We start from the raw sequence: 11708 nt of genomic DNA on the forward strand, positions 1-11708 counted from the left end.
GCGTATGTGCGGTGAGTTCGTGAGGATCCGGGAGCGCTGGGTTGACGGTTGAGGAGTTCGAAGAGTTCTACGCGCAGGCCGCCGCGCGTCTTACCGGTCAGTTGTTTGTCATGCTCGGTGATCATCAGGAGGCCCAGGACGTCGTGCAGGAGGCGTTTGTTCGGGGGTGGGGGCGGCGGGGGCAGTTGGATCGGGAGGGGGCGCCCGAGGCGTGGATTCGGACGGTGGCGTGGCGGCTGGCGGTGAGTCGGTGGCGGAGGCGGCGGAGGTCCGAGGAGGCGTGGCGGAGGCGTGGGGCGCCGCCGCATGCGGCGGGGCCGGGGCCTGAGACGGTCGCGTTGGTCGCGGCGCTGCGCGGGCTCCCGGCGCAGCAGCGGCGGACGGTGGCGCTGCATTACGTGTGTGATCTGACGGTCGAGCAGATCGCCGCGGAGACCGGCTTGGCCGCGAGCACGGTCAAGACCCATCTGGTGCGCGGCCGGGCCGCGTTGTCCCAGCTCATGTACGACCCGCGTGATGAGGAGGCCTCCGGTGCCTGAGCCGCACGACCCGTTGAGGTCGGTGTTCCAGGACGCGGCCGCCTATGGGCGGGCGCGGGCCGAGGTCGTCCCGGTGGCGCAGATCGCCGCGCGGGGACGGCGGGTGCGGCGGCGCAGGGTCGCGGCGTTGGCCGTCGCGGCGGTGGTGACGGTCGCCGGTGCGGGTGCGGTGTTGGGGACGTTGTTGAGCGGTTCGTCCGGCGGCGGAACGGTTCCCGCCTCTCCGCCGGCGCCGGTCGCGTCGAGTACGCCGCCCTTCGGCCCCGACGGTTCCTTGCCGATGCCGACCGATACGGCGCCGTCCGCGCTGGCGACCACGGTGTTTCCGACGATGAACGCGACTGGTGCGGTTGCGACGAGCAGTCGGCCGCCGGGGTGACGGGTTCCCTTTTTGCCCGTCCGACTTGAGCCCAACTAACTACGCCTGACCCGCGCGCGGCGAACTCGCTTGGTGCCGTGCGGCGATGGCGCACGCCCGCACACGCCCAGGAGGCGCCCGTGACGCTCACTCAGAGTTCGACGGTTCGTACGACCACCGAGATTACGGCGCTAAAGACGGGTCGGTTCGCGTCGGTGCGGCCGCCCCGTTTCTCGCCTGCGGACCGGGCCGTGCTCCAGCTCTACCTGCTCACGCGCGTCGGGCTGTGGGTCATCGCGTACGCGTCCGCCTGGATGTTCGCCCCCGACGGCGAGGCCAAGCACGCGCCGTCCGTGCTGGAGGTCTGGGAACGGTGGGACTGGGTCCATTACCTGCACATAGCGAAGGACGGCTACTTCCCGTCGGGTGCCGGTCCCGGTACGGAGGGCTGGGACAACCGCGAGGCGTTCTTCCCCGGTTTCCCGATGGCGTTGCGGGCGGTGCACGTCGTGGTGCCGAGTTGGACCGCGTCGGGGCTGCTGATCTCGTTCGTCGCGGGCGCGGTGGCGGTGGTGGCGCTCGGCCGCATCGCCCGGTTGGAGATCCCGACGGCCGATTCGGGCGAACGCGCCGTGCGGTTCCTGCTGTTGTCGCCGTGCGCGGTGTTCCTCGCCGCGGGCTACACCGAGGCGTTGTTCCTGGCCTTCGCGCTGCCGGCGTGGCTGGCGGCCCGGCGGGCCGACTGGCGGCTCGCCGGGCTGCTGGCGTGCGGTGCGGCGACGGTACGGGTGAGCGGCCTGTTCGTCGCGGCCGCGCTGGCCGTGCAGTTCGCCGTCACGGTACGGGCGCACCGCGCGTGGCGGTCCGCCCCGTGGCTGCTGCTGCCGGCCGTCCCGCCGCTCGCGTACACCTGGTACCTGCAGGCGCACACCGGCGACTGGTTCGCCTGGAAGCACGCCGAAGTCCGCGGCTGGTACCGGGACTTCCACGCGCCGTGGGAGTCCTGGCGGACGACGTGGCAGGCGGCGTTCGACCACGGCTACCCGACCACGTACGCCGCCGAGTGGCAGCTCGAACTGCTCGGCATGGTGGTCGGGTTGGTGCTGCTCGGCGTGCTGTTGGCGCGGCGCCGGTGGGCCGAGGCGACGTACGTGGGCCTGACGCTGTGGGCGCTCGGCACCTCGTACTGGTACATGTCGATCCCCCGCGCGACGCTGCTGTGGTGGCCGCTGTGGATCGGTCTCGCGGCGTGGAGCATGCGCCGCCCGATGGTGACCCACGTCTATCTGTTCGCGGTGGCGCCTCTGGCGACGGTGACGGCCGTGGCGTTCCTGTCGGGACGCTGGGCAGGCTGAACGAGGTGGCGCCTTACGGCGTTTCCGGGATGTCGCAGTTGACGTCCAGCAGCTTCAGCGGCCGGCTCGTGTCGAGGTCGACGTACGCGGTGAACGCCGAGATCTCCTGGTGCGGGCCCCAGCCGAGGAAGACCGTCGCCCAACCGACGCCCGCGGACTGCGCTGTGGTGACCGGGCCGATCTCGATGCTCTTGGGCCGGTGGCTGTGACAGATGATCAGGTCGAAGCCGGGCGGGGCGTGTTCGGCGCGGTCCTTGAGGTCGTCGGACACGAGGTGCTCGCGCTCCCACGCCGTGGGGCCGGTGTTCCCGTAGAAGTGCGTGAGGAAATGGCGTACTTGCTTGGCGGTGTACTGACTCGGCTGCTGGTGCTGCGCGGTGGCGGGTGCCGCGGCGGTGGTCAGTGCGCCGACGCAGGCGACGGTGACCAGGGCGGCGCGAACTCGGCGACGGGACATGAATGTTCCACCTCCAGTTCCCGGTGTCTCCGGGTACTGGAACGACGCCGGGTCCCCGCGCCGGGTTGGTCACGGCACGGTGACATTTCGGTCTTTCCCCGTTATGTCACGCCGGTCGCTACGACCGCGGCGACACCGTCTGCCGCACGTCGCCGCCGACCGGCGTGAGTGCGTCCCCGTTGAGCCGGTACGTCGCGGTGACGGTCTTGTCGGGCGAGGCCAGCGGCTGGCTGGGGCTGTGCCCGACGTACGTGACGGTGAGCCGGTCGTCGGAGATCCTGGTCGCCTGGATGTAGCGCTGGCCGCCGTCCATGAGGTCGAAGTCCAGCAGGACCGGGCCGTCGGGGCCGGCCGCGTACGCGACCAGGTATTCGGGCGTGTGGTTGAGGCCCGTGCACAGGACCGGCAGGACCGCCACCGACCGGCCGGACATCTCGCCGTAGACAGGGTCCTGCACCTCGGTGTTCGCACCGACGCCGTCGGACGGCGGCGCGGTGCCGCCGCGGACCTGGATCGGCGTGGTGGGACGCGGGTCGAACGCGCACACGTCGGGGTAGCCGCGGTTGCGCCAGTCGACACGCGTGAGGTTGACCGACGGGCTGCTGGGCGGCGTCGACGGCGTGCGACTCGACGGAGACGAACCTCCGTTCTGCGGCGGCGTGGTGCCGCCGGACACACCCGGTACCGACGGCGCCCCGCCGAGCGCGCCGCCCGAGGACGTGGTCGACCTCCCGGCGCCGACGCCCTCACCCGAACCACCCGAACTCCCGGACCCACCCGAGAGGTTGACCGCGATCAGCACCCCCGCAACCGCGGCCGCAGCACCCGCCACCACCGCGCTCCGGCGCAGGACGGTCTTACGCCGGTTCGGAGGCTGCGCAATCGGCCACGCCTGGTCGAACCGCCCGGTCGTCCGGGCCAACGCCGGATCCCAGTCGCGGGCCAGCAGCCCCGTCACGTACGTCGTGGCATCGACCGCACCGGCGGCGAACGCGCCCGCCATCGCGGTCATCCCGGCGAGCAGATCGGCGGCGGTCGGCCGCGACGGCGCGTCCTTGATGAGCGCCGCGTCCACCAACTCCCGGATGCCGGACGGCAGCCCGCCGAGGTCCGGGGGCTCCGCGAGGACCCGGTACCCGACGCCTTCGGGAGCACCGGTGCCGAACGGCGAACGCCCGGTTGCCGCGTACCCGACGAGCAGCCCCCACGAGAACACGTCCGTCGACGCGAACGCGTCCTCGCCACGCAGCTGTTCGGGACTCAGCCAGCCGGGCGACCCGACGGTGAGCCCGGTACGGGTCAGCGCGGTGGCGTCCTCGGTACGCGCGATTCCGAAGTCGAGAACCTTCGGTCCGCCGGCCGCGAGGACGACGTTCGACGGCTTGAGGTCGCGGTGCACGACGCCCGCGGCGTGGATGTCGACGAGCGCCTCCGCCACCCCGGCGGCCAACGCGGCGAGCGGTCCGGGCGGCAGCGGCCCGTGCCCTGCGACGTACTGCGCGAGCGTCGGCCCGGCGACGAGCTCGGCCGCGAACCACGGCTGCGGCGCGGCGGTGTCCCAGTCGAGGACGGTCGCGACGCAGCGCCCGCGTACCCGCCGCATCGCGTCGATCTCCCGCCCGAACCGGGCCCGGAACTCCCCGTCGGCGGCGAACTCGGGCCGCACCAGCTTGATCGCGACCGGCTCGCCGGAGCCGTCCGACGCCGAAGCGGCGTACACGACACCCATGCCGCCGACCCCGAGGCGCCCGGCGAGACGGTACCGGCCGATGACCGACGGATCGGTGGGGAGGAGAGGATCCACAGGCCCCATCCTCGCCGACGCCGGACCGCAGGTCTTCACCCGTGGGAGACACGCCGATCAGCCCCGCCACACCGTGACCGGGTCACTGCGATGGTCGAGCAGCCGTACATGCGGCGCGACCCGTGCGAGCACCGAGGCCAGGCTCGACACATCGGGCCGCTTGAAGGTCGTCTCCACAAAGGCGTGGAACCAGGGGATTTCGCCGCGCGTGACGGCGTCGCGCAGTCGGCCCGTCATCGGCAGCGGCGGCACGTTCTGCCGGGCGACGATCGCCAGCCCCTCCGACCGGGGCAGTGGAAACGCCCCGCCCTGACGCTGGATCATGCGGGTCATCGCCCTGTTCGGGTCGATCCACACCCACACGACCAAGGACTCGACGTCCTGCCACGGCACGAAGTCACGTTCGAGGCGCATGCCTCGCGCGTCCGCGCGCAGCAGGACGGTTCTCAGCAGGCCCTGACGGACTTCGTATATGTCCGATGCGCCACTCACGGTCCCCCCGTTCCGAACCCGTCCCCCGGATCCCCACGATTCCCACGCTAGGTTCCGGCAGGCATTCCCATCACTGGGCCGATTCCGACGGGATAACCGATCCGTCAAGATCACGCATCGCTAGAGTTGGCCGCCTGTGCCCCGGCAGCGCACGCCTCGACGCGGAGGGAAACCATGCCCCACACCCCCGAACCTCCCTCTCTCTCCTGGCTGTTCCAGGGGCTGCCCGGCACGTCCCCCATCCGCACCAACAGCCCTGAGCACGGCGACACCCACGCTCTCCTCGTCCGCGACGGCAGGATCGTCGCGCTCGGGGACGACGCCGTCCGGCTCGCGGAGGCAGAGCCGCCGGAGCAGCGCGTCCAGGTTTCCGGGCTGCTCATGCCGGCGTTCGGGGACGGGCACGCGCATCCCATGTTCGCCGGGCTGGAGTGGTTCGGGCCGCGGATCCGGGGCGCCGGGAGCGTGGAGGAGATCATCGCGGCCGTCGGCGCCTGGGCGACCGAACACCCCGGTGAGGACTGGATCGTGGGTGCGAGCTACGACCCCACGCTCGCGCCTGACGGGGTGTTCGACGCGGCGTGGCTCGACGAGGTGGTGGCCGACCGTCCCGTCGTGCTGCGTGCGGGCGACTACCACACCGTGTGGTGCAACTCCGAGGCGCTGCGCCGTGCCGGGGTCACCGCCGACACGCCTGATCCGCGGCTGGGCTGGATCGTGCGCCGTGCGGACGGATCTCCCAGCGGCACGCTGCGCGAGTGGCACGCGTGCGACCTGGTCCTCGACCGCGTGCCCGGCCGGTCGGTCGACGAGCTCGTCGAGGCGCTGGGGATCGCGGGCGCGCGGTACGCCGAATGCGGTGTCACCTTCGTCCAGGACGCCTGGGTCGAACCGGACATGGTCGAGCCGTACCTCGTCGCCGAGGAACGCGGGCGGCTGTCGTTCCGGGCGAACCTGGCCTTCCGCGCCGACCCCGACACGTGGGTGTCCGGCGGCCAGGTCGCCGCGTTCACGGCCGCTCGCGAGCGGGTCCACGCCCGCAGCGCCGGCCTGGTCACCGCGCACACGGTGAAGTTCTTCGCCGACGGCGTCATCGAGTCCGGCACCGCGGCGGTGCTGGAGCCGTACTGCGACGCGCCGCACACCTGCGGGATGCCGGTCTGGGCCCCGGCCGAACTGCGGGACGCCGTAACCGCGTTCGACGCGGCCGGCTTCCAGGTGCACATCCACGCCATCGGCGACGCGGGTGTACGCCCGGCCCTGGACGCGGTCGAAGCCGCGCAGGCCGCCAACCCCGCCTGGGACCGCCGCCCGGTGATCGCCCACGTGCAACTGGTCGACCCGGCCGACCTGGACCGGTTCGCGGCACTCGGCGTGGTCGCGAACTTCGAGCCGTTGTGGGCGCAACTCGACCCGCTGCAGCGCGAACTGACGATCCCCCGGCTCGGCCCCGAGCGCGCGGCCCTGCAGTACCCGATGGGTGATCTGGCGGCACGCGGCGTGCGGTTGTCGTTCGGCAGCGACTGGCCGGTGACGTCGCCGGTGCCGATGGAGGGCGTCGCGATCGCGGTGACGCGCCGCACGGACGACGGCCTGCCTGACGAGGAAGGCTGGACGCCGCACCAGAAGTTGACGATCGATCAGGCGCTGGACGCGTACACGACCGGCGTCGCGTACCAGGTCTTCGCGGACGACCGCGGCGTGCTGACCCCGGGCGCGGCTGCCGACCTGGTGTGGCTCGGCCACGACCCGCGGGCCGCCGTACGCGACGGCGACGCCGGCACGCTCGCGAGCATCTCGGTGCGCGGCACGTGGCTCGCGGGGCGTGCCGTCCACGGCACGCCGTAGCCCCGCGCGAGGCCGACCAGACCCGCCTGCACCCGCCCCACCCACCCCGCGTGAATGCGTTCACAAGCTCCTTGCCACAATCAAGAACGCGGAGGTACGTGCGAGCGAGGGGGCACAGCATGGCCGACACCATCGAGACACCCGCGCCGGTCCCCGGCGCCGACGGAACACCCGACCGAACACCCGACGGAACACCCGCCGGAACACCCGACGGAACGTCAGACGGGGCAGCCAACGAGGCACCCGCCCGAATACCCGACGAGGAACCGGAGTTCGACCGGCGGCGGTGGATCGCGCTGGCGGTCGTCCTGACCGCCGGCTTCATGGATCTGCTCGACGTCACCATCGTCAACGTCGCGATCCCCGCCATCCAGGACGAACTCGGCGCGAGCTACGCGTCCGTGCAGTGGATCGTCGCGGCGTACGCGCTGAGCTTCGCGGTCGTGCTGATCACCGGCGGCCGCCTCGGCGACATCTTCGGGCGGCGCAGGCTGTTCGTCATCGGCATGGCCGGCTTCACCGTCGCGTCGCTGCTGTGCGGCGTCTCGACCGGGCCCGGGATGCTCATCGGCGCACGGGCCTTCCAGGGCCTCATGGCGGCGATCATGGTGCCGCAGATCCTGGCGATCGTGCACGTCACGTTCCCGCCGTCGGAGCGCGGCAAGGTGTTCGGCATGTACGGCGCGATCGCGGGCATGGCCGCGATCAGCGGCCCGATCCTCGGCGGACTCCTCATCCAGGGCGACGTGTTCGGGTGGGGCTGGCGGCCGATCTTCCTGGTCAACATCCCCGTCGGAGTGCTCGGCGTCATCGCCACCCTGGTGTTCGTCCGCGAGTCCAAGGCTCCGCACGCGCTCAAGCTCGACCTGGTCGGCGTCGGCCTGGTCACGACCGGGCTGCTCATGCTGGTGTTCCCGCTGGTGCAGGGCCGCGAGCTCGGCTGGCCGTGGTGGACGTACGCCTGCATGGCCGGCTCGCTCCCGCTGTTCGCCGTCTTCGTCTGGTACGAGCGGGTCAAGACCCGCCGCGACGGCTCGCCGCTCGTCGAACTCGGCCTGTTCCGCGCCCGGTCGTTCTCCGCGGGCATGCTCGTGCTGCTGCTGTTCCAGGGCTGCATGGCCGCGTTCTTCCTGACCTGGAGCCTGTACCAGCAGCTGGGCCTCGGCTGGACGCCGCTGCACGCGGGTCTGGCCGGCGTGCCGTTCTCGATCGGCGTCTCCGTCGCGGCGGGCATGTCGATCCAGTTCCTCGTCCCCAAGCTCGGCCGCAACGTGCTCAGCCTCGGCGCGCTGGTGCTCGCGGCGGGCATGCTCGTGTACGCGTGGGCGGTCGACCACTACGGCACGGGGATCTCCGCGTGGCAGATGCTCGTTCCGCTGGTGGTCGCGGGCCTGGGGATGGGCCTGCTGCTGCCGCCGCTCGCGGACACCGTGCTCTCAGGCGTCGACCAGAAGGACGCCGGGTCCGCGTCCGGCGTGCTGAACGCCGTCAACCAGCTCGGCAACGCGATCGGCATCGCCGTGATCGGCGTGGTGTTCTTCAGCATCATGACCGCGCAGTCCGGGGCGAGCGCCGACCACGCGGCGCCGCAGCTGAAGCGCGACCTCGCGGCCACCGCGCTGCCGGCGCCGTACCAGGACCAGCTGCTCGCCGGGTTCAAGGCCTGCGTGCACGACCGCGCGGACGAGCAGGACCCGGCCGTCGTCCCGGCGTCGTGCGACGACAGCCGCCTCAAGGAGATCCCCCAGCCGATACAGGACCAGGTGCGCACCGCGGTCCAGAAGGCCGGCAAGGAGGCGGGCGCGACCGACTTCGCCCGTGCGTTCCAGCGCACCCTGTACGGCGTCGCGGGCGGCATGGGCGTGGTCGCCCTGCTGATCTTCGTGCTGCCGCGGCGCATCGAGCACCACGAGGGCGCGCACGTCGGGTAGGACCCGACGCGGCTCAGCCCTTCGTGGCCCGCTCCGCCTCGACGACCCTGTCGCGCTGCCGCAACGCGGCGGCGCGCAGGGCCGTTTCGGCGTCGACGCCGTGGCGCGACGCCAGGTCCGTGACGGCCAGCAGCAGGTCGCCGATCGCGTCCGCGTCCACCTCGGCGGGCGCGGCGACCGTGCTCGGCACCGGGACGTCGAGGCCCGCGCGGCGCTGCCGGGAGATGATCTTGCCCGCGAGCGACAGCGCGGGCTGGCCGAGCGGAATGCCGTCGACGACCGACTCGCGCTCGCCCTTCTCGACGGCCTTCAGCTCCTCCCAGTTGCGCTCGACGTGCTCGGCGGTCTCCGCGACGACGTCGCCGAACACGTGCGGGTGGCGGTGCGTCAGCTTGTCGACGATGCCGCCCGCGACGTCGTCGATCGTGAACGGGTCGTCCGGATCCTCCTCGGCGACCCGCGCGTGGAAGACCACCTGCAGGAGCACGTCGCCGAGCTCCTCGCGCAGATGGGAGCGGTCGCCCGAGTCGATCGCGTCGACCAGCTCGTACGCCTCCTCGACCAGGTAGCGCACCAGCGACTCGTGGGTCTGCTTCGCGTCCCACGGACAGCCGCCGGGCGAACGCAGCCGGTCCATGACCGCGACCAGGTCGAGCAGCCGCGCGCCCGGCAGGTCCCACGACGCGGGCAGCACCTCGACCGCCGGAAGCGCGGCCGGGTCGTCGGCGTCGAGCACCGCCTGCCCGAGCGCGGCGCCGAGCTCGGGGTCGCCGTCGGACGCCGACAGCCACACCACGGGTGCGGTACGCGCGTCCTTGAGCAGCCGTCGCGCCAGCGCCGGGGCCGGCTCCGCGCCGACGACCGTGACGTCCACACCGGCCTCGCGCAGGTACGGCAGCTGCGGATGCGCGGGCTCGGCGGTCAGCACCTGCCCGCCCGCGGCGGTCCCGCGCAGCACACTCCAGGCGGGCCAGCTCAGCAGCCCGGGCGCGACCCGGTGCGTTCCGGAGAGCAGGATCAGACGGGGCTCGGGGGCGACGGACGGGGTGGGGCTCGATGCGGTCACGGGATCAACCGTAAAGGGTCCCGACGACGCCCCGCCGAACCCCGCCACGCGCCGCTCCCCGACGGCACGGCCCCATCAGCCGACCAACAGGACCGCCCGGACCGACCGCCAGGTCGCCGAACTCGGGACCCGTGCCGCCCACGCACACAGACCGCGCACCCTGACGGCATCACGACCGCCGTCAGGCACCCGGCGCCCGCCCCGCCGTCACGGCCTGGACGCGCTCGACCTGCTGACGCACCAACGACTCGTCGGGCATATGGATCTCATCGGAGCTGAGGTTGACGTACGTGGACTCGACCACGGTCGAGCCGACCTGCACGGCCACGACCCCGTGCACCCATGCCTTTGCCCCGACGTGCGTCACCGCGGCATACGCCACGGCGGCGTCGCCCAGGGCGGGCGCCTCCTGCCTGACGTACTCCACGGAGCCGGGCGTGCCGTCCAACGAGTCGTGAATAAGCGCGCAGCCCGGCAGCAGGCGTTCGGTCCGCGCGAAGAGGCTCCGAACGTCGTCCGGTGTGAGCGAGGCCAGGTTCACGCCGGAGATCGCGTACGCCTTGCCGCCGCCCGCCGAGTCGATCGCGATCATCGACGTCTCGGCGGTGCTGCCGAACGAGGTCTTGCCCGGCGAGAGCATTTCACCGATCGCCCGGCACTCGGGCTTGTCGGAGGTGTCGGCCTTGTCGCGCCCGGAACCGCCCGAGCCGTTCGGGTCGACCTGCACGAGCCAGCCCTCCGGCATCGCGGAACGGGGCACCAGGGCCTCTTTGAGCTGGGCGCGCGTCAGCGGGGCCGCCTTCCCGGTCGGCGCCTTCGTGCCGCCCGGCGAACCATTCCCGCTCGGCGCCGGTGACGATCCCGTCGGCACGGCGGACTTCGCGGCGTCGACGGCATCCCGCGCACCGGCGTTCGTGCCGCAGGCACTCAGGACCACGAGCAGGGGCAGGACGGAAAGCGCGGCGACACGCCGTCGTATGAGGGGCACCGCGGAATGTAACCACAGCCGCGGTACCCGCCCAACCGGATATCCGCCGTTACGCGGTCACGATCTGATTCGGCGTCAGCCAGGCGTAGTCGGTCGGCGAGATCTGGCCGCCCACGTCGTTCGGGACCCAGTCCTTGCCGTACCGCGGGTTGACGGTCACCTTCAGGCTGTCCGCCGTGTCCGCGAGCAGCTTGTTGAGCGACTTGCCCGGGTTGGCCTTCTCCAGCTTCTGCTTGAGCACGATCATGCGGAAGACCGCGTCGATCCGGTCGTCCGGGATGCCGTTGTGCGCGGCGACCAGCTTCACCGGGACCTGGTTGGCGGCCTCGTACGCGTGCTCGGCGTTCGTGACCTCGGTCTGCGTCGCCGAGATGCCCGCGCGGCGCGCGGCCTCGGCCGTCACGCGCTCGTCGATCATGAGCGACAGCTCCTGCTGCGACGCCTCGACCCCCGGTACCGGCTTCTCCCCCACGCTCGCCCGCACGTCGGCGGCCTGCTTGACGCGCTGGTTGAGCGACGAGATCTCGATGCGGTCGCCCCCGACGACGGCCGCCGCACCGGACTTGCTGTCGGAGCATCCGGTCAGCGCGACGCTGGACAGCACGGCGAGGAGGGCGAGGGCGGGGACGGAACGCGACGTGCGACTCACACGAACTCCCGGGGTTCGACTGCGCTGTGACGGCGGTGCGGCGGCGCTGTTCTTGCGGCTGCTGTGCGCGGCATTGCGTGTGGACCCATGACCAACGATCAAAGATACGGCCGGGCACGCGGGAAGTCCCGGATCTTCGCCAACTTTCCTTCAAGGCGGGGGGCGGGGGGCCGCCCCGGGCGGGGGGGCGCCGCGCCCCGCGCCCCCCCGGGCCCGGTGCG

The 11708-nt window shown here is 72.2% G+C and carries 11 protein-coding genes; 4 read left to right on the forward strand and 7 right to left on the reverse strand.

What is annotated here, in order from left to right:
- Positions 1 to 41 precede the first annotated feature (41 nt).
- Entirely contained in the window at positions 42 to 539 is a 498-nt protein-coding gene (locus QI554_RS11230; protein WP_281468755.1) for a SigE family RNA polymerase sigma factor, read from the forward strand.
- 42 nt (positions 540 to 581) lie between these two features.
- On the opposite strand, the gene QI554_RS11235 is transcribed toward QI554_RS11230, so the two are convergent.
- A complete protein-coding gene (locus QI554_RS11235) occupies positions 582 to 857 on the reverse strand; it encodes a hypothetical protein (protein WP_281468757.1) in 276 nt (91 codons plus the stop codon).
- Between the two features lie 222 nt (positions 858 to 1079).
- Here QI554_RS11235 and QI554_RS11240 point away from each other — a divergent pair, with 222 nt between their 5' ends.
- Entirely contained in the window at positions 1080 to 2252 is a 1173-nt protein-coding gene (locus QI554_RS11240; protein ID WP_425527954.1) for a mannosyltransferase family protein, read from the forward strand.
- 13 nt (positions 2253 to 2265) lie between these two features.
- Here the strand turns inward: QI554_RS11240 and QI554_RS11245 are convergent, their stop codons facing one another.
- The 3 genes from QI554_RS11245 to QI554_RS11255 form a co-directional block, all read right to left on the reverse strand.
- Positions 2266 to 2709, reverse strand: a complete 444-nt coding sequence (locus QI554_RS11245; RefSeq protein ID WP_281468759.1) for a hypothetical protein — start codon at positions 2707 to 2709, stop codon at positions 2266 to 2268.
- A gap of 118 nt (positions 2710 to 2827) precedes the next feature.
- Complete coding sequence (locus tag QI554_RS11250) at positions 2828 to 4513, reverse strand: serine/threonine-protein kinase (protein ID WP_281468761.1); 1686 nt, start codon at positions 4511 to 4513, stop codon at positions 2828 to 2830.
- 57 nt (positions 4514 to 4570) lie between these two features.
- Positions 4571 to 5005 carry a hypothetical protein gene (locus tag QI554_RS11255; protein ID WP_281468763.1) on the reverse strand — a complete coding sequence of 145 codons (435 nt, stop codon included), beginning with the start codon at positions 5003 to 5005 and terminating at the stop codon, positions 4571 to 4573.
- Between the two features lie 174 nt (positions 5006 to 5179).
- On the opposite strand from QI554_RS11255, the gene QI554_RS11260 reads away from it, so the two are divergent.
- Together QI554_RS11260 and QI554_RS11265 are read left to right on the forward strand one after the other, a co-directional pair.
- The gene (locus QI554_RS11260) at positions 5180 to 6853 is read left to right on the forward strand and encodes an amidohydrolase (protein ID WP_281468765.1); all 1674 of its coding nucleotides are present in this window, start codon (positions 5180 to 5182) and stop codon (positions 6851 to 6853) included.
- Positions 6854 to 6972: 119 nt separating this feature from the next.
- On the forward strand, positions 6973 to 8784 hold the full coding sequence (locus QI554_RS11265; protein ID WP_281468767.1) for an MFS transporter: 1812 nt from the start codon (positions 6973 to 6975) through the stop codon (positions 8782 to 8784).
- Positions 8785 to 8797: 13 nt separating this feature from the next.
- Here QI554_RS11265 and QI554_RS11270 read toward each other — a convergent pair whose 3' ends face one another.
- The 3 genes from QI554_RS11270 to QI554_RS11280 all read right to left on the reverse strand — a co-directional run bounded on the left by QI554_RS11270 (position 8798) and on the right by QI554_RS11280 (position 11487).
- Positions 8798 to 9850 (reverse strand): nucleoside triphosphate pyrophosphohydrolase, encoded by a 1053-nt coding sequence (locus QI554_RS11270; protein WP_281468769.1) that lies wholly within the window; start codon positions 9848 to 9850, stop codon positions 8798 to 8800.
- Between the two features lie 181 nt (positions 9851 to 10031).
- Positions 10032 to 10838, reverse strand: a complete 807-nt coding sequence (locus tag QI554_RS11275; protein WP_281468771.1) for a hypothetical protein — start codon at positions 10836 to 10838, stop codon at positions 10032 to 10034.
- 49 nt (positions 10839 to 10887) lie between these two features.
- The gene (locus QI554_RS11280) at positions 10888 to 11487 is read right to left on the reverse strand and encodes a SurA N-terminal domain-containing protein (RefSeq protein WP_281468774.1); all 600 of its coding nucleotides are present in this window, start codon (positions 11485 to 11487) and stop codon (positions 10888 to 10890) included.
- Positions 11488 to 11708: the final 221 nt, after the last annotated feature.

The sequence above is a fragment of the Yinghuangia seranimata genome (assembly GCF_029953285.1).
GTDB lineage: Bacteria > Actinomycetota > Actinomycetes > Streptomycetales > Streptomycetaceae > Yinghuangia > Yinghuangia seranimata.

What these genes read in the sequence shown, in the direction of transcription:
- QI554_RS11245 (WP_281468759.1), bottom strand. Translation starts at nt 2,709, where the DNA reads ATGTCCCGTCGCCGAGTTCGCGCCGCCCTGGTCACCGTCGCCTGCGTC.
- QI554_RS11260 (WP_281468765.1), top strand. Translation starts at nt 5,180, where the DNA reads ATGCCCCACACCCCCGAACCTCCCTCTCTCTCCTGGCTGTTCCAGGGG.
- QI554_RS11265 (WP_281468767.1), top strand. Translation starts at nt 6,973, where the DNA reads ATGGCCGACACCATCGAGACACCCGCGCCGGTCCCCGGCGCCGACGGA.